Source organism: Wolbachia endosymbiont of Tettigetta isshikii (assembly GCF_041154185.1).
Taxonomy (GTDB): domain Bacteria; phylum Pseudomonadota; class Alphaproteobacteria; order Rickettsiales; family Anaplasmataceae; genus Wolbachia.
The window spans coordinates 13,907-36,583 of sequence record NZ_JBFTEN010000011.1 but is presented as its reverse complement, the minus strand read 5'-3'; the positions used below and the strand labels follow the sequence as shown (position 1 = coordinate 36,583).

Genomic DNA, 22,677 nt, shown 5'->3' with positions numbered 1-22,677 from the left:
ATCGTGATCAGCAACATCAGCTTTATTTATGTATACCACAATATGCTTAACACCAACTTGCTTTGCCAGTAATATGTGTTCCCTTGTTTGTGGCATCGGACCATCAACCCCCGACACTACCAATATTGCTGCATCCATCTGCGCTGCACCAACTATCATATTTTTTACATAATCAGCATGCCCAGGACAATCAACGTGTGCATAATGCCTCTTTTCCGTCTGATATTCAACGTGTGCTGTTGCGATCGTTATGCCTCTTTTCCTCTCTTCTGGTGCTTTATCTATTTGATCGTATGCTACAAAATTCCCATAATACTTTGTTATCGCAGCTGTCAATGTCGTCTTCCCATGATCCACATGCCCTATTGTCCCCACATTCATATGCGGCTTGCCAAATGCTTCTACTACTTTTGTTGTAGCTTCTACTGCTGTTGTCATAATTGTTACCCTTAATTATACCTTAACTCATCAACCACATACTGTGGCACTTGTTCATAACAAAAAAAATGCATACTATATTGAGCCCTTCCTTGAGATATAGAACGCAAAACATTTATATAACCAAACATACTTGCAAGAGGCACTAAAGCAAGAATTATAGCACTATTATTATGCGTTTCCATACTTGAAACTTGTCCTCTTCTACTATTTACATCACCCATAATATCACCCATATACACCTCAGGTGTAATAATTTCAACCTTCATTATAGGCTCTAATATCTTTGGACCAGCTTTATTTGCCATTTCCTTAAAAGCACCTTTGGCAGCTAGTTCAAAAGCTAAAGGACTTGAGTCAACTTCATGAAACGCGCCATCAATAAGAGTAGCCTTAAAATCAATAACTGGGAAGCCAGAGATCATTCCTCCCTCTTTTATCAACTCCAAACCATTTTGCACACCGGGAATGTATTCTTTTGGAATTGCACCACCCACAATTTTACTTTCAAATTGAAATCCAGAACCAGGCTCAAGAGGTTCAAATAAGATCTTTACTCTGGCAAATTGACCAGCACCACCTGATTGTTTTTTGTGAGTGTAATCAATTTCAACAGATTTAGTAATAGTTTCACGATATGCAACCTGAGGTGCACCAATATTAACATCAACGTTAAACTCACGCTTTACTCTATCTGTAATAATTTCAAGATGCAATTCACCCATGCCTTTTAATATAGTCTGACCACTTTCTGCATTTACCGACATTCTTAAAGAAGGATCCTCTGCAACTAATCTATTTAAAGCAGTACCTAATTTTTCCTGATCTAAAGTAGTCTTAGGCTCCACAGCAATTTCAATAACAGGCTCAGGAAATTCCATACGCTCTAATAATATAGGAAAATCATGCGAACATAAAGTATCACCAGTAATTGTTTTTTTCAATCCAACTAAGGCAACTATATCCCCAACTTTAGCTTCGTTTATATCTTCCCTGTTGTTCGCATGCATAAGCAACATTCTACCAATTCCTTCAGTCTCATTTTTTACCGCATTCAACACAGTAGATTTAGACTTCAACTTACCTGAATAAATACGAATAAACGTTAAGCTACCCACAAATTTATCTGTCATCACTTTAAATGCAAGAGCAAGAAAAGTTTGTTGCTCTGAAGGTTTAATCGCAATTTTCTTTTCTGAATCTTTAGGACTAGTTCCAACAATTTCATCAACATCAATAGGGGAAGGTAGAAAATCAACTATACCATCTAAAAGCGGCTGTACTCCTTTATTTTTAAAAGCTGATCCACATAATACAGGAACAAACGCTCCTTTAATAGCTCCGCTCCTCACACATTTCTTCAGCAAATCTACTGGCAGGTCATTAGATTCAAAATAAGTGTTCATTCCTTCATCATCCATCCCAGCAGCGGTATCTAATAAAAGATTTCGATACTCTTGAGCTTTATCAAGCAAATCAGAAGGAATATCTTCATAGAAAAATTTAGCACCTAACGTCTCTTCTTCCCATATAATAGCCTTCATAGAAATAAGATCTACTATGCCCTTAAAATCCTTCTCACTCCCTATCGGTAGCTGAATGACTAGAGGCACTGCTCCAAGCTTACTCTTAATCATATCAACGCATCGATAAAAATTGGCTCCTATTCTATCCATTTTGTTGACAAAACAGATACGAGGGACATTATACTTATCAGCTTGACGCCAAACAGTCTCAGATTGAGGCTCAACTCCTGCAACCCCATCAAATACAGCAACTGCACCATCTAAAACTCGTAAAGACCTTTCAACTTCGATAGTAAAGTCAACGTGTCCGGGAGTGTCTATTATATTGATTCTATGATTATTCCAAAAACAAGTTGTTGCAGCAGATGTGATTGTAATACCACGCTCTTTCTCCTGCTCCATCCAATCCATAGAAGCTGCACCATCATGCACTTCACCAATTCTGTTTTGTTTACCAGTATAAAATAAAATACGCTCTGTTGTGGTAGTCTTACCAGCATCTATATGAGCCATTATACCTATATTCCTGTATTTAGATATATTAATTTCCATATTACTATTAATTAGCCAACATCAAAAACGAAGATGGGAAAAGGCCTTATTAGCTTCAGCCATTTTATATTTTTCCTCATACATCTTAAACGCACCACCGCGCTTATTATAAGCATCTATTATTTCAGATTGCAGACAATCAGCAGAAGTTTTGCCACTCTTCTTTCTAGCAACAGAAGCAGCTTTAGCAATCCACCTTAATGCTAAAGAAATTGCTCTATCTTTTCTAACTTCACAAGGTACTTGATAAGTTGCACCGCCAATACGACGAGAACGTACTTCTACAGAAGGTGTAACATTTTCTACCGCTGTTTCAAAAATTGATATCCCGCTTTCATTTATTTTCTTTTCAGCTGAAGATAAAGCACCATATACAATTTTTTCTGCAATGGATTTTTTACCACATTTCATAATTACATTAATGAAACGCATCAACAAAACACTACTGTAACGTGAATCAGGAACTATTTCTCTCTTTCTTGCTTTATTACGACGAGCCATAAACTTTAACCAGACTTCTTTACACCATATTTTGAACGAGCTTTCTTCCGATTTTGAACGCCACGCAAATCAAGAGCACCTCTTATTATGTGATAACGCACACCTGGTAAATCTTTAACTCTCCCCCCACGTATTAAAACAACAGAGTGCTCTTGTAAATTATGACCCTCACCAGGTATATAAGCTGTCACTTCACCATATCCACTAACCCTTACTCTAGCTACCTTACGTAATGCTGAGTTAGGTTTCCTAGGAGTTGTAGTATACACCTTAGTGCAAACACCTCTCCTCTGAGGGTTGTTTTTTCCCAAGGCTGGTACCTTTTTCTTACATGATAATTTCAATCTACCCTTGCGTACTAACTGATTTATCGTAGGCATATATTAAAAACCAAGCTCATAAAATAACTTATGCCACAGTTATAAAATAATAAACCTCAATAGTCAATATAAAAATAAACGTTACTATTCTAATAATTTTAGCTCAACCTCTACGATCGCTGCTTAATAATCGCATTTGCTCGATGGCATCATGAAAAGATCTTAGTTTCATAATTTAAGCACCTCTGATTCTTGAGCTTAGAATTTGCTGTACTAATTTTACTACTATATAATAGTATACGGTCAATACACTCCAAATGAGATGGAAAGATGAAGGCATCGTTATAGCCATTAAAAAGCACGGTGATAAAAACTTAGTTCTTTCTCTGTTTACAAAAAATCACGGAAAGCGCAGGTGATTAACCAGGATAACAGACGATAGTAACTACAAGTTTCAAATAAGTAATCTATTACATGCAGAATGGAGTGCTAAACTACGTGAAAATCTGGGATTTTTTAAATGCGAACTGATTGAATCTCCATCCCACCATTTCTTTCAGGACAGGCTAAAAAGCATCACTATTGTTTCTTTCCCTTCTATTTTGGAGAAAGTGCTCCCAGAAAGTGAGCCTTATGCTGTACTGTACGATAATTTTCAAACTTCATCGATGTAATCAAGCACAACAATGAGTCCTGGCAAGGCCATTATCTCAACTTAGAGCTTTTGCTTCTTACACAGCTTGGATTTAAGCTAGATTTATCCAAATGCGCTGTGACAGGTGCTCAAGAAGATTTACAATTTATTTCTCCAAAAACCGGCAGAGCAGTGTCAAAACAAGCAGGAGATTATTATGCAGATAAACTGCTGCCTTTTCCGCAAATGCTGCATGATGTATACAATAATAACCTACAAAACAGCTATTCATATCGAGAATTTCAGTTAGGGCTGAAAGTCACAGGATATTTTCTAAATAAGTACCTATTTTCGCGGCTAAACATGAGATTTCCAGAGTCAAGAGACCTCATGCTTTCGCTTTAGCAGAACTCCTGCACAGCAAACCAATTTTAACATGCCATAAAACAAAAAAAACTACTTGACAACCTTCGCCATTATCCTTATCATGAAACTTGAGATATTCAGTTATCTTAATCTGTGCAGACTAAACGACAAGAGTATTATGGTTAGCGTCTTATGTTTAATTTTTTGCACTATGTGCACCTTATGTCTTTATTAATTTCACCTAGACTTCTAGGTTTTTCCCTATACAAGCTGAAACCCGCTTATAAGTCGTTAAGATAGTATAGTACGTCAATTTTCAGGATTAGAGAGTGAGCAACTTCTACTACGGGGTTCTTTTGTCTTTTTTTTCTGCTGAGTAAGTTTCTTAAATATTTATTATTAAAGTAGTATCTTAGATTCCAGTGTCAAGTACTGGAATGACAGGAAGAGAGTGTTGGAATGAGAGAAGAAGGAGCTACTTGGATGACAGTGGAAGGAGCGCTGGGATGAGCAGTAACATGTTGGCATAAATTTTTTACTTCGGTAGTTTCTTCATTGTCATTATAATCATAATAGTAGTTAAATTTGATAGGTATGAAAGCTTTTGCAAAAAACCTTAAGAGTAAGGGAAAAAGGCTGGAGGAATTCAATGAAGAAATTGAAGATATAACCACAGTAGCTCAAGATAAATTTCCGCATGAACTTGAAAATATCACATACGATAGCATGCAAAAATTTCGCAGTTTGCTTACTAAGGAGTTAAACACCATCTTCAACAACATTCATTCCCAAAATGTTAACTCGCTGAAATCCAGCCTAGTTGAATATGTTGTAAGTTCAAATTTTATCAATAAAAAGGGAGAAACAGCTTTAATACGCTCTCTCCTAAATGTAGTAGAACATACGATAAAGAACTTATAGCAAATCAAAAGTTTCAAGAACTTAGGGTTGCTACCATACAGATTTAACTTAATATTAAATGCAAGAAATTTAGCTAAGATGAGTTTACCTGTGATTTATTTACAGCATAGATCCATTGGTTGGAATAACAAGTTTTAGTCATACATAAACAGGAGGTTATTATGTCTACTTCACCAAAGATACATGTACAACGTAAATCCAAATCTAAATCTCTTCCGGTTACTTTGGAAGAAGTTAAATCTTTTTTACGTGTTGAGAACTATCAAGATGACAAATTGATCTCAAGCCTCATTTCTGTGGCAACCGACTATGCTGAATGGTATACCGAAAAGTCGCTGGTTAAACAAACGTGGCAAGTTTCGTATGAAGACTATATACCTCATAGGATCTATTTAAACTATGGTCCTGTGAGAATAATAATGTCTGTTACTGCAACGATGTCTAAAAATCAAGAGAAGAGGACACCTAGATATTATTTCAGCGATGTAGGAAGCTACATTGAATTTTTCAGTCATTTGAATGCAATAAGAGTTGATGTTGTGTATGAAGCTGGCTATGACAACGTTCCTGAGCAGATAAAACTAGGTATTATGCAGCATGTTTCTGCTCTTTATAAAAATCGCGAATCAGAAGTGAAGAGCTATTTATCCGAAGTGAAGGGAGTATATTCCCCATTTCGTGAACCACGAGTTGTATTGTAGCTTTTTTTGCTATCCCGCCCCCTCTGTGTTAACTGTATTTTTAAGAAGGTTAATTATGAAAAAAATTCAAGTTATAAATGAGTTATACAACAGTATTTATACAGCACTAAAGGCAAATTCTGATTTAAATAAATACGTTACCAACATTTATGATTACCTACCTAAGCAGGTTACTATTCCTTACCTAAAATTGAGCATAATAAGTTATAGCAACCTTCATATGCTGTCCAATTTTGCTACAAAGGCAAGATTTGCATGCAACATATATACTTATCATATAGACAGTATGTTTTCCATTATGAAGCGTATTAACCTTATACTTGAAGGTTTTGATAACGGGACTATTTTGGAAAATAATTGTGCTGTGGATCAGCACAACGAAATTTTACATTCAACAATTAATTTTGACATTTTTATCAAAGGAGGTAACAATGAGTAAGTTACAACTAAAAATTAAAGGTCGTGACAATAATTTTGTTGTACTGAACAATATACGAAACTTAAGGTTTACTTTGCGTAATAATAGGGAAGAGATAAGAGATATTTCCTCTTTTGGCTGGAGAAAAGTCCTCGATTGTGCTGGGAGCAGACACATTACAATAAAAATTAATGGAATTTTAGATTCTGTATTAGCAGATGAATTATTATGTGATTCTGCTATGCTAAACTCTAATAATGATTATGAAATTAGTTTTAATGCAAAGGAAAAGATAAGGCATAGATGTTCGGTTGAGCTGTATGAGAGGTATTATGACCCCACTGCTTTTGACAGCTTCACTGTGGTTCTAGCTAGTGCTGAAGTTGTAACCACCTTTCATTAATGTTAATTTAATCTTTTCGTATACAATAGTAACTAGTGAAAATTTTAACTAAGTTATGGATGACAATTATCTTTTTAAGGAGGGAAGTGAAGAAAATAACTATGATAAAAAAGAGAGGAATTTGAAAAATGAAAATCAGCTAAACCAAGAAGAGCAGCCTAAAGAGAAAGACATAACGCAGTACGTTCAAGACTACTTAAAAGCTTTTGAGGATATTTTAACCCAGATTGACGAAGAAATCGATAATTTAGATAGTTACGAAAGAACTATGCAAGTAAAGCCGAGTATAGATAGGCTCATAGAAACTTTGTATAGTCAGGCAGCATCTGAAGACATTGACGTGGAATTTGAAACCACAAAGCACACCCGCAATAAATCAGAATTCAAGAAAAGAGTTATGGAGAAGAGAAGAAAACAAATAATGAAAGAAGTGCTAAGCGGCATGTTTGCCCAGCAACAAAAGGAGCTAATGAACGCTAAACACTTAAGCCATGGACATGAAACGGCACATGATGGAGATGTTCATGAAGCAAAGAGACGAATGAAGTCCTCAATCAAGGGAGTGTTGTTTTCAGTTATTGCTCATAGAATGGATCCAAGAAGGAGAGCAGGAGAAACTGCTGACAATAATGAAAAGCAAGCTCATATGTATGGCAGGGAAGCAGTTGGTGGAGCTTTAGGTGCGCTGCTAAAAGCGTTTTTGACTGCGGTTATTGCCGCTGTACGCGAAGTTGCCAAGCCACTTCAGCATATGAGCAAACAAGAAACATCTTTTGCAAAGCAAATTGAGGAAAGCAGAAACACAGATCCACATAAAGGTCGATCTATGTAGACTTTTCATATTACTCTATGATCTCTAGCCGTCTTTTACAAAGTTGTAACACTTAAAAATATGGTTGAAAAATTGTGAGCAATAATGTATAATTATTAATATTTTTAAGCATTTTAGCTGTGGCATTTTCTAAATTTCTCGATCCAAAAAATGATGTTGCCTTTAGGTGTATCTTTGGTACTGAAAAAAAATAAAGATATTCTTATTCATTTCCTCAATGATATCTTGGAGCTCGCTAGCAAAGATGCAATACAGGACATAGAGTTTTTGAATACTATTTTGGATCCTGACATTGCTGCTAAAAAGCAAAGTATTGTTGACGTTCTCTGTAGAGATGAAAATGGGGTGCAAGTGATCGTCGAAATGCAGGTCGCTAAAACCAAAGGCTTTGAAAAACGTGCTCAATACTATGCTGCTAAAGCTTATTCAAGGCAGGCTGATAAAGGTGACCAATATGAAGACCTCAAAGAAATTATCTTTATTGCCATAGCAGATTGTATCCTGTTTCCTAACAAGTCCGAGTATAAATCAAAGCACACCATTCGTGATGAAGAGACAAATGAACATGACTTAAAAGATTTTTATTTTACGTTCATTGAATTTCCAAAAACGAAGCAAGATCAGCTGGAAAATATAGTAGAAAAATGGATTTACTGCTTTAATTATGCAGAGGAAACCAGTGAACAGGAATTAGAAAAGATAACGGGAAGTGATATAATAATCAAGAAAGCATATGAAGAGCTAAACAGATTCAATTGGTCGGAAAAAGAATTTATATCCTACGAACAAGAGATAAAGCGTATTCGTGATGAGCAGGCTATTCTTGCTCAAAAGCTTGATGATGCTAGAGAAGAAGGCATCCAAATTGGTGAAAAGAAAGGAAAAATCGAAGTGGCAAGAGCAATGCTGGCTAATAATGTTGATGTTGATACTATTGCCAAGTGTACTAATCTCTCCATTAGCGAGATTGAAGGATTAAGTAATATGCTTCAAGTTGAAGAAAAATAGCAACAGAGAGAACATCTAAATGACAAAAAGTATAATATACTATAGCCTAATCCACCTTCAATTCTTCGGCGTGTAAGCTACGTGGTAAAGACTCCAGCTCCTTTGCAGCATTTAGCTCTTTATTTTTTGCATGTATACCAAGCTTGTTGAATTCTCGCGCAGCAGGAAACACCCTTGCTTCAAGCGAACCTGCAGTTTTATTGTAATGATCAACAGCGCTTTTTAAGCTTCTGCGCAGATTATCAAAATTTTCGCCCATTGTACAGATGCGCTCATATAAAATATGACCTAGTTCACTGATTTTCTTTGCGCTTTCGGCTATCATTTCTTGTTTCCATCCATACGCTATTGCCCTAAGCAGTGCGATCAAAGTGATCGGTGTTGCAATAATCACTTTTTTTTCCACCCCAATCTCTATCAAAGCTGGCTCATATTCCAGTGCTGCACTGAAAACCCCCTCCCCTGTGAGGAAAAGCACCACAAGTTCTGGCGTATTTTCAAATTGATTCCAATATTCTTTTTTGCCTAGATCATTTATATGTTTTTTTATTGCCAAAGAATGATTCTTTAATTTCTCCCTTTGTATCTGCAAATCATTTTGTGACATAGCATCAAGGTAAGAATCAAGCGGCACTTTAGCATCTATTATTATTTGCTTTCCAGATGGCATTTTGATTATCAAATCAGGGCGCAATAAATTATCCTCGTTTTTATCAACTACTGATGGCTGAGTAAAAAAATCGCAATACTCAACCATCCCTGCCATTTCTACCACTCTTTTTAGCTGCATTTCACCCCATTTTCCTCTAATGTGAGGCTTCCTCAAAGCATTAGCAAGGATAGAAGTCTGGTTCATCAACGCACCAATTTGCTCCTTTAAACCTTCATAGGCCCCTACCCTTTCTTTCTCCAGCTCGCGTATTTCACTATCAAATTTTTCTAATTTTTCTTTGATTGGAGTTACAACTTCGTTGATCGTTGCTTGTCTTTTTTTGAAATCGTTTTCTGTTTCTTTTAATTTGCCATCAATTACTTCCTTTGCCAAGTTCAAAAAATTATTATTGTTCGCCTGCAGAGCATCAAGAGAAAGTGCTTTAAAAGCATTCGTGAGTCTCTCCTCGGCTTTTGTCAGTAGCTCTATTTCTTTTTTCTTCTCCTCGCGTTCTTTTTGCAGAGTTACCTCTAGCTCTGCATTGCTCACTTTTAAACACACCATTTCTTCGTCTTTATTAGTTAAAGCCTGCTTTGCTTCCTGAAGCTCACGTTCTAACTTACACAAATTACCCTCAAAATTTGCTGATTTTATTTTCTCCTCGCTCAGTTTTCTATTCTTTTTTGTGATGACGTGGAGAAAGAGTAATAAGAAGAGAAAATTTAATCCAAGAAATATAGAATTGAAAAGCATCAGAATACAAAAAAAATCGTACTCATAATCCTATCTAATTTTTATTTATATAGGAAAGAAAAAAAGGAGCACCTAAAGAGGTGCTCCTTAATTATTAAAGCTATAACTCTAAACAATAATTTTTGACCAAATAAGTTTGTTCTTTAGATGGATTATCTAGCAACTTATTAGGTTTACTATTGTTATTAACAGCTTCTAAGCTTGGTAACTTGCTATTATTTGCAGACATCTTAGATGCAGAACTTGTAACTGCAGGTTTAATATGATCCTTAGGTGACTGAGCTATAATACCAACTGTATGCTTACCATTCAAACCTAACATCATTTTCATGCTTTCTAACTTACTAGACAAAGTTTTACTATCATCTACCGACTCTATTATAAAAGATACCGTATCACTGCTAATGATAGAAGGTCAACCACAAGCAACTTTGAACGTATCTTTATCATGTCTGACATGCACATAATATTTTGATGGGTCTTGATAATTGATACTTTTTACACTCATAATTCCACATACATTCTTTTACTTACATGCAGTACCAACTGCTTACTACCATTTTCTTTAATAATACCCCAATCATCAGATCTGCCCCTTATTCGCTCAATTAAATGATTTTTATGTGATTGACCAGACCACCAGTTTTTAACACTATTCCAACCTGACGAAATTTTTCTTGCAATCCATGAAATTCCCGTGCAGTCAGCAATCCGCTTAAAAAACTTTTTTATGCTTTTCCACATGTTTTACTTCTTAAATTAATAATAAATTAACTTAATTTTAACATAAAAAGCATAACATATCAACTATTTTAGAGAATATTTTAGTGCTTGTCTGAACTTGTAACCTTTAGCAATTTAATAGCACTAGTATTTACAACCTCTCCGCCGACACGCTTAGTGATAAAAAACCTAACATAAGGTTTATTCGTATAAGGGTATCTCAGTATTCTCATCCCTCTCCTATCTACGATCTTATAAGCCTTTCTAAAATCTTCTATTGCGATTACCGGCAGCTTGCTTGGCGCAGGTGGCATATCAGCAGATTGATACACTGGTATCACCATTAAAGTATCTGGAGCTTCAAGCGACAAACTTGGCTGCCAAGGGTATTGACCTGTTTGAGATTTTAGTAGCCTAACATCCTTCAACGTACTTCTATTCATCAAAAACGATGCATTTTTAGAGTAATATTCATTTAGAGAATAGTACAATACCATTATTGAATCACTATCCAATTTGTCAGTTTTAACTTGCTCTATTTTATTATAACTGTTTCTATCGTCATAAGCTAAAATCCCTTTAGGTTGAAAAGTGCCCTCATCTTTAATGAAGGCTTCGTTTTTTTTCCTTACTAAAAGTCTCGGAAATCTTCTCCACCAGACAGCTTTCAACATCGACAAACGCATCATCGAGCAGCTTTTGTGATATTTGTGGCTGAGCATGTAATTCATAAGTTGTAATGGAAATTTTTTGAATTTTAGGCGTATCCGTATTTTTTGTAAAATCATACTTGGATTTACTGCCACCATCCTTATCATCTACTGTTTCACCACTCCAACATGCACTAGCACGGTCACGGTCTTCTATAATATAGTCCAATGTTTCAGTAGAGATTCTTTGACTGGAACATATTTGCCGAATTGGAGACGAGTCTGTTACACGCTCGTTTATACGTTTTACAATATGCAGAGTAATTAGATATCCTCCAATATCGTTATCATCTCCGCTAAGAGTTTTGCGCGATAAGCCGCTTTCCACTCCTTTGCAGATATAATCAGAAAAATATTTATTGTTCGTGTTAAAACCTGTACTCACTTCTGGACGCTGAGCTGCGGTTTCGATTAAATCCAAGTGTTTTTTGCAACTATCAATATCACCATTTATCTTACATAGCTGCTCAATCGTTGCAGAGTCAGCTTGCCCTTTGCTTTCAATTTCTTTTAGTCTGCGATCATTTATTAATTTAAATTGCTCCCACGATGAAGCTAATTCATTAACACGGTGAGCGATATCAGTGAGCGACATAATAGCCTCCTTTGAAGATGAAAACGGTTTGTGTTGGATGATACCCTAATGTAGTCTATGCTTGTTATTTCAATGCTTGAATTGGAACTTGAAAATTTTTCCTATCATAGAGTATATCCAATGAAGTAGAAAAAAACTTAATTTTTGAGAATATAGACTGAAAAACTATGCGCTGCCACTTACGTAACACCACACACTTATTAAATACTTAACACTTAACTTAGTTAAGTGAGGAAAAATATGAAAGACAATAACGCTATACAATGTTCGTTTTTTCATGTCAAGCCCTTTTTTAAATTTTTTTTGCAACCTCAATTAATGAGTGATTTCCATATTAATTCCGCACTATTTGCAGGACTGTCACTTTTTGTGATGGGCCTACCAATTACAATATGATCAGCTCCTGAACTTATTGCTTCTTTTAGTGTTGCTGTCCTTTTTTGGTCGTCGTGACCAGAGTCTACACGAATTCCCGGAGTAATAATTGTAAAGTCTTTACCACATTCTTGACGCACTTTCTGAGCTTCCAGTGCAGAGCAGACTATCCCATGCAGCCCAATCTTTTTTGCGAGCTTTGCAAGCAAAATTACCTGTGATTTCACCTCTTTTGTCACTCCAAGCTCATTTAAATCCTCATTGCCCATACTAGTCAGCACGGTTACTCCGATCAGTTTCATTTTCGTGTCTTTCACCACACTTAAAGCCTCCTTTAGCATTCTTGTTCCACCGTTTACATGTAACGTTAATATTTCAACACCCAAAGCCTTGATTGCCTCAACTGTTTTAGCTACAGTGTTTGGAATATCATGCAATTTCAGATCTAAAAAAATTGGTATATTACATTTTGCAACTTCTCTCACTCCAAAAGGACCATGAGCAGCAAAAAATTCTAACCCAAGTTTCACCATGCCAACTTTACCACGTAGAGCATTAGCTAAAAATACGGCCTTATTCAAATCTTGTGTGTCTAGTGCGCATATTATTGGATTCATCGTATACCTCCTTAAGTTCTCGATTATCGTCAGGACATTTTACTATAGTATTGTACAACTGGCTAGCTGTGGTAGAGCGCCCACTATCATATCCACGATCATCAAATTCTGCATATGAAACTTCATTTGGCAAATATTGAGCAACTTCTTCTTCTAATACAGACTCTATTTTTTGAATTATTTGCAATATTACTTTCTTATCATTACCTCTAATTTCTTCGCTTCCTTTCGCTGATTCTCTTACCTTGCTTATCACATGTTCTATCGTCTGTTGCACAAAACCCACTTCTTCCTTTTTCTTTTTTAGCAAAGCTTCCTCACATCGTTTCCCTTCAAAGGACTTTTCCAAAAGTGAATCTTTAAATTCTTTTACTTGGTTATTACGACGTTTATTTATCTCTTCCAACTCAGTAAACTTACTTTCAAGGAAATTCCCAGTGTCTTTTAACTTTTCAGATAAATCTTTATTTTCCTTAGTTAGTCTTTCAACTTTACGTTGTAGTTTTTCTAATTCTGATCGCAATTCTTCTTTTTCTTTATCAAATTCTCTACTTTTTGGTTCCCCATACATAATATTGCTCATTTCCCTTTTTGGTTTTGCTATACATTCTTTTTTTTAGCTAAGTTACTTTCTTCTTCTCGTAACTGTTTATATAAGCGTGAAATTTTGAGTTGCAATGATTTCTTCAATTGTGCATAGCGTAACTCCTTCATTTGTATTCGTCTACAATGCAACTCTTTTACTTGTTGTTCATGGTGTGATTTCTTTTCCTGTTTATAAGGCGCATTTATTATCTTTTCAAATTCGTTTACCATTCTGCATAATTCGGCTATAAGATTCGTTTTATCTTCTAACTTTTGCTCTAAGGATTCTTTTTCTTCAGAAAGATTATCTTTTTCAGCTTCTAACCGAACTACTTTCTCATCTAATCCTCTTGCCCTTTTATCTAAATCTTGCTTCTCTTTCATTAATTCATTTAATCGCTCCTTTAACTCCCCTACCTTTTTATTTGCAGCTTCTCCAGCTTCTTTTTCTAAAGATATTTTATTTTCTAACCTTTGCTCTTTTTCAGCAAATTTACTTCTCTCAATCTCCATTCCCTTATTACTACTAATTGCTCTACACAAAAGTGCAATCACCAAAAACAGACAACGTAGCCAAAGCAAGAATTAGAAGGAAAGGTACTTGAGAAGTTACAGCAAGCACTAAGGATGAAATTAACGTAAGAGTAGCTAAAGAACTGGCTACAAGATAAGGTACATTGGATTTTTTAAACAAGTTACTCATTATTTTCCCATAAAAAGGCAATAATGGTTGTGTATTCTTGTTAAAATTCCCTTACCTGCGGGAGAAAATGCTTATTATAACTCTGCACCTACAGTAAATTTTCCATTTTCAGTTGTAAATCCTGTTACATCCTCACTCCGCTGTATTACTTCAGCATTGCAAACCGTTTGCAAATCATCCTGCGCGGATTGATTCAACATATCCTCTCGTATGTTCGCTTTTATCGTCAATCTTTTTATCAAACGTTTAACTGACACATTATTATCTGCCTTTATTTTCCTCACAAGGTTCAATATCTGCACAGAATTGTCTCCCATTTCTTCAGAATGCTTATCATAGATCAGTTCTTCTTTACTTGGCCAATTGCTTTGATTATGCACAGAATTATAGCTATACAACTGATGGTATATCTCTTCCGTAATGTACGGCAAAAAAGGTGCAAATAACCGCAAAATAACGTTTAATACATATGCCAGACTTTGTTTAGCACTCAAGTTTGCTTCACTGTTTATCCCATCCCCATATGCACGTTTTTTCACTAACTCTAAGTAGTTATCACAAAAATCTTTCCAGAAAAATTCCTCTATTGCCCCCAAAGCTTCGCAGTATTCAAATTGCAACAGGTTGTTCGTTGCTCTATCTATCACTTTGTATAACTTGGACAATATCCATTTATCCATTGTCTCACTGATGGAATTTATTCTCACCACTTGATGCTTTTCCATGAACATGGAAACAAACTTGCTGGCATTCCAAAGTTTTGTAACGAGGCGCTTACCAATTCTGAATATATTTTCAGAGTAAACTGTATCAACTCCAAGCCTTGAGTTTGCTGCCCAATAACGCACTACATCAGCCCCATAGGTCTCAAGTATTACATGAGGAGTGATGACATTACCTTTTGATTTACTCATCTTTTTTTTATCATCAGCTAAACACCAACCACTGATGATGATATTTTTCCATGGCAGGGAGTTTGCATGGTAATGTGACTTCAAAATTGTATAAAAAGCCCAAGTTCTTATTATCTCATGGCTTTGGCTACGTAGATCTGCAGGAAATATCTTGTCATAGCGATGATTCGGTAAGTGAAGCTCATTGTTTACTGCTAGTGCACTTAGCTGAGGAGTAATCGCACTTGTGGCCCAAGTGTCCATTACATCTTGATCTTGTATAACCTCTTCCTTACTATACCCTGTCGGCAAATCCTTGAGTGGATCTATAGGCAGATCCTTCACTTCAGCTAGAATGATTTTGCCTTCTTCTCCTTTACGTTTTGAATACCACACCGGAAATGGTACACCAAAATAACGCTGCCTTGAGATGCACCAGTCCCAATTTAGCCCTTCTATCCACACTTCCATGCGTTTTCGCATAGTAGCTGGATACCAGTTGCATTTCTTAACTTTATCTAACACTTTAGCTTTTTCCTCTAAGGTCTTGATAAACCATTGATAAGTAGGCAATATTTCAAGTGGTGCACCAGATCTTTCTGCGCACTTCACAGAATGAAAAATGCTAGTGCTTTCTATCAAAAGTCCCTTTTCAGTTAGAATTTCGATTACTCTCTTCCTCGCTTCTTTAACCTTCAGTCCATTTAGTACACTACTTGTCATCCCAGTGCCTTGACACTGGGATCTATTGTTATCACACACTGAATCTAGACTTATCCTCCCATCCTGATCAATGATAATCTTCATCGGCAAGTTATGCTTTTGCTGCCAATATATGTCGAGCTCATCACCGAATGTACAGCACATAACCAGTCCAGTGCCCTTATCTATTTTGACCTTGTCATCAGCTATAATTGGAACTTTTTCCTCTGTTATTGCTACTGTAGCTGCTTTTCCAATTAAATGAGTGTAGCATGTATCCTCTGGGTGGCAAAAAACTGCAACACATGCTGGAAGCAGCTCAGGTCGCGTGGTTGCAATTTTGATCTGCTCATTTTCTTCAGTGGAAAAAACTATCGTGTTTAAGGATGACTCAAAGACTTTATCCTCTATTTCTGCTTGCGCAATTGCGGTTTTATCAACCGGATCCCAAAGGATGGGTTGCATTTTCCTGTATGCATACCTCTTGTTATATAAGTCAATAAACGACATTTGAGAAAGCGTTACAGCTTCCTTACTGATCGTGTGATACTCCAAACTCCAGTCATAACTAATGCCAACGGATTTAAATAATTCCTTGAATTCTTGCTTTGATTTTTCAATAACTTCGTGGCACATCTCTATAAATTTTTCTCTGCCAACTTCCTTTGCACGGGTTTTATAGGTTTGTTCGACCAATCTTTCGGTGGGAAGCCCGTTATCATCAAACCCAATTGGATAAAACACATCTCTCCCCAGCATACGCTGAAACCTTGCAATAAAGTCCGTGTGGCAATAGCTGAATATATGACCGATATGCAATTTCCCCGATATCGTCGGCGGAGGCGTGTCTATAGTGAAAGTGTTATCCTTTTCACCACTCCATTTATAAATTTTGCTGTTTTCCCATAATATATTGTATTTGTTCTCAATTTCCTGGAAGCTGTATTTTTCTTCTAACATAAATATTTTCCAATTTTAAGCTCTTAGTTAACACAACTAAGCAAATACGGCAATTTTAATGTGTTTTTATGCATGACAAATATTACTTGACCTTAGACTTTAAAGTTATTATGTTTAGTATTATTTATTAATGTTAACGTTTATTATGCCTGGTGTACAGTCCCAGGGTGTGATGGTATGATAAAATGTAAGAAAAAAAATACCATCACTAAAGACGTTGAAATGGGTCCAAAACATCCGAGATCAACTGTTCTAACTTTAGAAGAAGAAATAATCGTCAAATTTCGGAAGCATACACTTCTATCATTAATAGCTGCTGAGTTTTTACGTAATTTGATTAAAATTCTACCGTATAAAATCCACACTGTTTTAGACAGACAACGGTATACAATTTACCAACCAGAAGCGCCATAAATACGCTTTCCAGCACATATTTGATAGAGTTTGTGAAGAACATAATATTGAACATCGTCTAACAAAAATCAGCCATCCTTAGACAAATGGGCAAGTTGAACGTATAAACAAAACTTTAAAAAATGCTACTGTTAAAAAATACTACTACGGACCACATCAGCAACTCACAAAGCATCTTTATGATTTTGTCATGGCTTACAATTACGCAAAGAGACTCAAAACTCTTAATGGTCTTACTCCTTTTGAATTTATATGTTCTCAGTGGACAAAATCTCCTGAATTATTTATACTAAATCCATACCATCACACCATGGGACCATACACTCTGCCACAGTTTTGCTCTATCACATTTGCTACATTCAATATTCCAGCTTCATCGTAATAGTTTCCAATTACTTGTAAAGCAAGTGGTAAACCTTCATTGGAAAGTCCAACAGGAACAGAAATAGCAGGTAGTCCAGCTAAACTTGCTGGTACGGTGAAGACGTCATTGATACACATAATTAGCGGATCTGGCTTTTCATTCAAGCCAAAAGCTTCCGTTGGAGCAGATGGAACAAGTATGTAATCTATTTTTTCAAATGCTTTTATAAAATCATTTCTGATTAATGCTATAATACATTGTGCTTTTTCGTAATATTCATTGTAGTGACCTGAAGAAAGTGCGTAAGCACCAATTAAGATTCTTCTTTTTACCTCTTTTCCAAAACCTTCTGCTCTTGTTAGTGAATACATTTCTTCGAGGGTATCAGCATCAGCTCTGAATCCATAACGCACACCATCATAACGAGCAAGATTAGATGAAACTTCAGCAGAACAAATTAAATAATAGACTGGTATTGCATATTTAGTGTGTGGCAAGGTAATATGAACCACTTCAGCACCGTTTTCCTTTAAATCGGAAGAAACTTTTTCCCAATGATGGACGATTTCTTCTGAAATTCCATCCATTCTATATTCTTTTGGTATACCAATGCGCTTACCCTTGATATCACCGTTTATAAAATTAGAAAATTTAGGCACTGGCCTTTTACTCGATGTTGAATCTTTGCTATCATAACCACAAATCGTTTCCAGCATTAATGCTGAGTCAGAAACGGAACGAGTAATAACCCCCGCCTGGTCCAGGGAACTTGCAAATGCGATCATACCAAAACGCGAACATCTTCCATAAGTTGGCTTTGCTCCAACTACTCCACAGTAAGCTGCTGGCTGTCGCACAGATCCACCGGTGTCACTTCCGAGCGCTCCAGCGCATAAAAATCCAGCAACCGATGCTGCGGATCCACCAGATGACCCACCAGGTACAACTTTTTCCCCATCACTTTTTCTAACCCACACATTTTCAACAGGACCGAAATAGCTATTTGTGTTTGCAGAGCCCATGGCAAATTCATCCATGTTAAGCTTGCCGAGCATGACCGCTCCGCTTTTTAAAAGCAAGTCAGATACTGTGGATTCGTAAGTCGGAACGAAGTTTTCTAGCATTTTTGAGCATGCTGTTGTTTTTACTCCCTTTGTGCAGAATAAATCTTTAACACCAACTGGTATACCCATGAGCGGTATATCACTCTTTTGTTTTGAAAAATGCTCATCTGCGGCTTTAGCGGCCTCTATTGCTATTTCTGGAGTTTTCGTCACAAATGCATTTAATTTCTCACTTTCAACTGCGTTGATATGCGCCTCTACGAGCTCAACAGCAGAAAAATCTTTCCGTTTAAGTCCATCGTGCATCTCTGTAATACTTAGCTTTCTTAATTCATTCATTTATTAATATTCAATTTTTAGCAAGGTATTAATTATAACAACGATAAGGCAAAAGATCTATACATTTATGGCAGTATAATACCAATTCTTATTATCAGCAGGTTGAACAGTTAGCGTTTAAAGAGCTTGATTTTGGTGATTGGAAACCAGCTGAAAAGGCAACGCTTAAGCGTGTAGTTGATGCTCATTATTATAAATTTACTATAGATGGAAATGAACTAATAGAGATCGATGCTGATAATATGATTCGCAAGATTAACGGAATTGACCAGATGGCATTATTACAAACAGTTTTAGGGGCTTGATATAGTTTACATAAAAATGTTAAAATATAATGAGTTATAGTATATGATTGATATGGATTCTAAAGCTTATGTAAATCCTGAAGATCAGTTGAATAGTTTGCTTACTAGTGTAGCCCAGTCTCAAAACAAATCTGTTTTAAAGCTATTGACTGAGTTAATGGAAGAGGAAATTGAAGATATAGAATTATCTAAAACTGCTGACGAACAGTATAAAGAAAAGAGGGTTAGACATCAAGATGCTTTCTGGGACTAGGCCATATAGTATAGAATATTCAGAATCTATTATTAAAAAAGACATTCCAGCACTTCCAGCAAAGATAAAGTAAACCCAGCGGCTTTGCTGCATCGCTGCCTATAGAAGGCTAACTATATAAGCAACTTATTGAAAATCTTGTTTTTTGCAATCAATCTGATCAAATCTAGGAATAGTAATTGTATTAATAAATTTAATTCTATTTAAAATAGCTAAAGCATTGAAATTCTTGAATTTTAGCTAGGTTAGTGAATGGTAGTAAAATTTTTTTTACTCAAATTTAGGTACTCACTGACCGTCCTTACTGTAAATGCTAGAATAATAAGCTGCTGATATTCTGTACCTTTTTTATCTTTAATCCATCATAGATAGCGATGCAACAAAGCCCACTGGAACCCAGGAAAAAGGACGGTATCATCCAAGTAGCCCTTTTCCTGTCATCTAAGTAGCCCCTTTTCTTGTCATTCAGGTGCCATCTTTTTGTCATCCCAGTACTTGATACTTGGACCTAGAATACTACTTTAGCAATAAATATTTAAGAAATTTACTAAATGGAAAAAAGGCAAAGAAACCCCGAGTGGCAAGTTTTGACTCTTTAAATTGGTGCTATAATAATTTACTGACGCTTAGTTCAAGCGCGATTTGGTTGAATGTAGAAAAAATGTAAAAGACATGCAGCTGCTATAATTTGATACAATCCGCCAAAAAATACCTTGAGTTTTTTACTGAATTTTGTCATTGAGCCTGCAGATCAAAAACAAGTTTTGAGTCAGAAATACTCTGCTATATAAGGGTGCTGGAGAGAAATTATTAAATAGTTTTTTCGTTTCACGACATACCAAAAACTGGTTTACTATGCGAGAAGCCCATTGCTTTAAGCTCTAAGCATAGAAACCACTTTATCGTAGCTTAGCAACGACTTTATTTCTCCAATTGCAGCTAAAGTGGTTTTTTCATGCTGAGATAACAGCTCCTCTGCTGCTTCTTTTACACCAGCAGTGGTAACTGCACTAGTTTTTTCTATCAATTCATTTTTACTGATATACCTATCATAGTTGCCATAGTAGTGCCCCAATGCTTCAGCACGGGAACTGACGCTTTCACGTGACATTAAAATTTGTGACTTTATTCGCTCTTTTACCCTATTTACCTCTTCTTCCTTCAGATCACCCGCAGACAACTTCTTCAACTCCTTTGTTATGGATTTTAAAAGCTTATCTAAGTTGTTACTATCTGTGCCAGCAAAAATGGAGAGTATTCCTGTATCGGTGTAGCTAGAATTAAATGAATAGACAGAGTAAACCAGCCCCTGCCTTTCCCTTACTTCCTGAAACAGGCGTGATGACATCCCGCCTCCCAATATAGAATCAAGTACCCGAAATGTGTGATATCTATCGTCATGGCGAGAAACACTAGGTAAACCAATTAGCAAGTGTACCTGGTCTAATTTACGATGCTCCAAGTACTCACCACCAGTGTAGTTCGCATTTTGCTTTTTCTCCAGCTCTTTTGCATGAATCTTTGAGAGAAAATTTTTGGTTAACTGAACAACTTCTTCATGCTCAACGTTCCCTGCAACAGAAAACATCGTATTCTCGCCAAAGTAATGCTCATTTATATAGCTATTTAAATCTTCTCGAGTAAATGATTTTACAGTATCTTGTGTGCCTAAAATCGACCTACCAAATGGTTGATCTTTATAAGCTGCTTCAAAATATTTATCGAAAATGATGTCGCTCGGCGAATCGTTAGTTTGAAAAATCTCCTGTGTTACAACACCCTTTTCGCGCTCTAATTCATCTTCTGGAAATGTCGAATTCATCAATATATCTATTAATATATCAATGCCAGTTTTTATGTCTTTTTTGAGGACTTTCGCGTAGTAACTGGTGCTTTCTCTACCGGTGCTAGCGTTGAATACTCCACCTATGTCGTCGAAAGCTTTTGCAATTTCAAATGCAGTTCTTGTTTTTGTTCCCTTAAAAGCCATATGCTCTAAAAAGTGGGATATTCCATTTTCATTTGCACTTTCAACTCTACTGCCAACACCAACTCGTATACTTAAAGCTACAGAGTCAACATCACGCACCTGCTCGGTTATTATGCGCAGGCCATTATCTAATTTTGTTACCTTCGGTACATTCATCTTATGTGTTCTTTCTCAAATTCTCTTCTGCAAAATCCCAATTAATCAAATGATCAAGGAAAACTTTTATATAGTCAATTCTACGATTTTGACAATCCAGATAATATGCATGCTCCCACACATCCATAGTAAGTAGTGGCACTTGACCGTAAATTAATGGCAAATCTGCATTCGAAGTCTTGGTAATTTTGAGTTTTCCTTTTTCAAGCACTAACCATACCCATCCGCTGCCAAAATGGCCTACTCCGTGACTTGAAAATCCTTCATAAAATTTATCAAAGCCACCGATATCATCTTGAATTTTTTTTGCCAGAAGACTATCATTCTGAGTCTTACCACCACCATTTTTTTTCATTGAATTCCAGTAAAAAGTGTGGTTCCAAACTTGCGCTGCGTTGTTAAATATAGGGACTTTGTCGCTATTGCTATGAACTTTCGTTATTAATTCTTCAATTTTTGCCTGTTGATAATCAGTATTTTGAACCAGCTCATTGAGTTTATTTAAATACCCCCTATGATGCTTATCATAATGAAAATCCAAAGTCCTTGCAGATATATAAGGCTCTAAAGCTGTTTTATCATATGGTAATCCAGGTAAAGTAAAACTCATAAAAACCTCTTCATTTCTAACCTACTGCGATGTTAGAGCAATACGTGCCTTTGTGCAACATATAATTTGGTTAAAATATTAACGCAACTATTGCAATTATTCTAAAATAAGTTATAATAGTATAGTAATGTATTACATTTTTTTATTATAGTTTTTTAGGAGGCTAATATGTTAAATCTATCTGAGAACTTTAAGAGTTCACGTAAGAATTTCAATCAATATGCTCAATTCGGGACTGTTCCTACTGTAAAACAAGGTGACGACAGTCAAGTTCCACAAAACTGTTTCTATAAA

Annotated in this window: 21 protein-coding genes and 4 pseudogenes; 10 read left to right on the top strand and 15 right to left on the bottom strand. The window is 36.0% G+C overall.

All coding sequences use genetic code 11. The annotated features are described in order from the left end of the window. From AB6N09_RS03155 to rpsL, 4 genes are all read right to left on the bottom strand, one after another. Window positions 1-438, bottom strand: a 438-nt coding sequence (locus AB6N09_RS03155) for a GTP-binding protein (RefSeq protein WP_411131494.1), incomplete at its 3' end; no start/stop codon positions are given. An 11-nt stretch (window positions 439-449) separates the two neighbouring features. After that, complete coding sequence (gene fusA, locus AB6N09_RS03150) at window positions 450-2,516, bottom strand: elongation factor G (protein ID WP_411131493.1); 2,067 nt, start codon at window positions 2,514-2,516, stop codon at window positions 450-452. Between the two features lie 21 nt (window positions 2,517-2,537). After that, complete coding sequence (rpsG, locus tag AB6N09_RS03145) at window positions 2,538-3,017, bottom strand: 30S ribosomal protein S7 (protein WP_411131492.1); 480 nt, start codon at window positions 3,015-3,017, stop codon at window positions 2,538-2,540. A gap of 5 nt (window positions 3,018-3,022) precedes the next feature. Continuing rightward, window positions 3,023-3,397, bottom strand: a complete 375-nt coding sequence (rpsL, locus tag AB6N09_RS03140) for a 30S ribosomal protein S12 (protein ID WP_411131491.1) — start codon at window positions 3,395-3,397, stop codon at window positions 3,023-3,025. Window positions 3,398-3,654: 257 nt separating this feature from the next. Between rpsL and recO the strand changes: the two are divergent. The 7 genes and pseudogenes from recO to AB6N09_RS03105 all read left to right on the top strand — a co-directional run bounded on the left by recO (window position 3,655) and on the right by AB6N09_RS03105 (window position 8,620). Beyond that, window positions 3,655-4,376 (top strand): annotated as a pseudogene (recO, locus tag AB6N09_RS03135) (DNA repair protein RecO). Between the two features lie 555 nt (window positions 4,377-4,931). Beyond that, the gene (locus AB6N09_RS03130; RefSeq protein WP_411131490.1) at window positions 4,932-5,258 is read left to right on the top strand and encodes an ECH_0659 family protein; all 327 of its coding nucleotides are present in this window, start codon (window positions 4,932-4,934) and stop codon (window positions 5,256-5,258) included. A 161-nt stretch (window positions 5,259-5,419) separates the two neighbouring features. After that, a complete protein-coding gene (locus AB6N09_RS03125) occupies window positions 5,420-5,959 on the top strand; it encodes a head-tail connector protein (RefSeq protein WP_411131489.1) in 540 nt (179 codons plus the stop codon). A gap of 55 nt (window positions 5,960-6,014) precedes the next feature. After that, window positions 6,015-6,398, top strand: a complete 384-nt coding sequence (locus AB6N09_RS03120; protein WP_411131488.1) for a DUF3168 domain-containing protein — start codon at window positions 6,015-6,017, stop codon at window positions 6,396-6,398. After that, on the top strand, window positions 6,391-6,780 hold the full coding sequence (locus AB6N09_RS03115; RefSeq protein WP_411131487.1) for a phage tail tube protein: 390 nt from the start codon (window positions 6,391-6,393) through the stop codon (window positions 6,778-6,780). The genes AB6N09_RS03120 and AB6N09_RS03115 overlap by 8 nt, the downstream gene beginning before the upstream one ends. A 55-nt stretch (window positions 6,781-6,835) precedes the next feature. Then, window positions 6,836-7,612 (top strand): hypothetical protein, encoded by a 777-nt coding sequence (locus AB6N09_RS03110; RefSeq protein WP_411131486.1) that lies wholly within the window; start codon window positions 6,836-6,838, stop codon window positions 7,610-7,612. 119 nt (window positions 7,613-7,731) lie between these two features. Further along, window positions 7,732-8,620, top strand: a pseudogene (locus AB6N09_RS03105) (Rpn family recombination-promoting nuclease/putative transposase). 46 nt (window positions 8,621-8,666) lie between these two features. Here the strand turns inward: AB6N09_RS03105 and AB6N09_RS03100 are convergent. The 8 genes and pseudogenes from AB6N09_RS03100 to AB6N09_RS03065 all read right to left on the bottom strand — a co-directional run bounded on the left by AB6N09_RS03100 (window position 8,667) and on the right by AB6N09_RS03065 (window position 16,888). Further along, window positions 8,667-10,025 carry a DNA recombination protein RmuC gene (locus AB6N09_RS03100; protein ID WP_411131485.1) on the bottom strand — a complete coding sequence of 453 codons (1,359 nt, stop codon included), beginning with the start codon at window positions 10,023-10,025 and terminating at the stop codon, window positions 8,667-8,669. 100 nt (window positions 10,026-10,125) lie between these two features. Further along, a complete protein-coding gene (locus AB6N09_RS03095; protein ID WP_411131483.1) occupies window positions 10,126-10,350 on the bottom strand; it encodes a hypothetical protein in 225 nt (74 codons plus the stop codon). A 179-nt stretch (window positions 10,351-10,529) separates the two neighbouring features. Then, entirely contained in the window at window positions 10,530-10,769 is a 240-nt protein-coding gene (locus tag AB6N09_RS03090) for a hypothetical protein (protein WP_411131482.1), read from the bottom strand. 80 nt (window positions 10,770-10,849) lie between these two features. Further along, window positions 10,850-12,053, bottom strand: a pseudogene (locus AB6N09_RS03085) (phage major capsid protein). Window positions 12,054-12,364: 311 nt separating this feature from the next. Beyond that, a complete protein-coding gene (gene pyrF / locus AB6N09_RS03080) occupies window positions 12,365-13,045 on the bottom strand; it encodes an orotidine-5'-phosphate decarboxylase (RefSeq protein WP_411131481.1) in 681 nt (226 codons plus the stop codon). After that, the gene (locus AB6N09_RS03075) at window positions 13,002-13,616 is read right to left on the bottom strand and encodes a coiled-coil domain-containing protein (protein WP_411131480.1); all 615 of its coding nucleotides are present in this window, start codon (window positions 13,614-13,616) and stop codon (window positions 13,002-13,004) included. The genes pyrF and AB6N09_RS03075 overlap by 44 nt, the downstream gene beginning before the upstream one ends. A 29-nt stretch (window positions 13,617-13,645) precedes the next feature. Beyond that, window positions 13,646-14,173 (bottom strand): hypothetical protein, encoded by a 528-nt coding sequence (locus AB6N09_RS03070; RefSeq protein WP_411131479.1) that lies wholly within the window; start codon window positions 14,171-14,173, stop codon window positions 13,646-13,648. A 234-nt stretch (window positions 14,174-14,407) separates the two neighbouring features. Beyond that, window positions 14,408-16,888, bottom strand: coding sequence for a valine--tRNA ligase (locus AB6N09_RS03065; RefSeq protein WP_411131478.1), 2,481 nt, complete (start codon window positions 16,886-16,888; stop codon window positions 14,408-14,410). 192 nt (window positions 16,889-17,080) lie between these two features. Here AB6N09_RS03065 and AB6N09_RS03060 point away from each other — a divergent pair. Then, window positions 17,081-17,684, top strand: a pseudogene (locus tag AB6N09_RS03060) (integrase core domain-containing protein); the annotation flags it as partial. Here AB6N09_RS03060 and gatA read toward each other — a convergent pair. Continuing rightward, window positions 17,606-19,069: an Asp-tRNA(Asn)/Glu-tRNA(Gln) amidotransferase subunit GatA gene (gatA, locus tag AB6N09_RS03055; protein ID WP_411131477.1), complete on the bottom strand. Its 1,464-nt coding sequence runs from the start codon at window positions 19,067-19,069 to the stop codon at window positions 17,606-17,608. The pseudogene AB6N09_RS03060 and the gene gatA sit on opposite strands and share 79 nt — an antisense overlap. A 59-nt stretch (window positions 19,070-19,128) precedes the next feature. On the opposite strand from gatA, the gene AB6N09_RS03050 reads away from it, so the two are divergent. Together AB6N09_RS03050 and AB6N09_RS03045 are read left to right on the top strand one after the other, a co-directional pair. Further along, a complete protein-coding gene (locus AB6N09_RS03050; RefSeq protein WP_411131498.1) occupies window positions 19,129-19,374 on the top strand; it encodes a phage major tail tube protein in 246 nt (81 codons plus the stop codon). A 43-nt stretch (window positions 19,375-19,417) separates the two neighbouring features. Further along, window positions 19,418-19,627, top strand: coding sequence for a hypothetical protein (locus AB6N09_RS03045; RefSeq protein WP_411131475.1), 210 nt, complete (start codon window positions 19,418-19,420; stop codon window positions 19,625-19,627). 874 nt (window positions 19,628-20,501) lie between these two features. On the opposite strand, the gene AB6N09_RS03040 is transcribed toward AB6N09_RS03045, so the two are convergent. Both AB6N09_RS03040 and AB6N09_RS03035 read right to left on the bottom strand, forming a co-directional pair. Next, on the bottom strand, window positions 20,502-21,773 hold the full coding sequence (locus tag AB6N09_RS03040) for a M16 family metallopeptidase (RefSeq protein ID WP_411131474.1): 1,272 nt from the start codon (window positions 21,771-21,773) through the stop codon (window positions 20,502-20,504). Window position 21,774: 1 nt separating this feature from the next. Next, window positions 21,775-22,383 (bottom strand): superoxide dismutase, encoded by a 609-nt coding sequence (locus tag AB6N09_RS03035; protein ID WP_411131473.1) that lies wholly within the window; start codon window positions 22,381-22,383, stop codon window positions 21,775-21,777. Window positions 22,384-22,677: the final 294 nt, after the last annotated feature.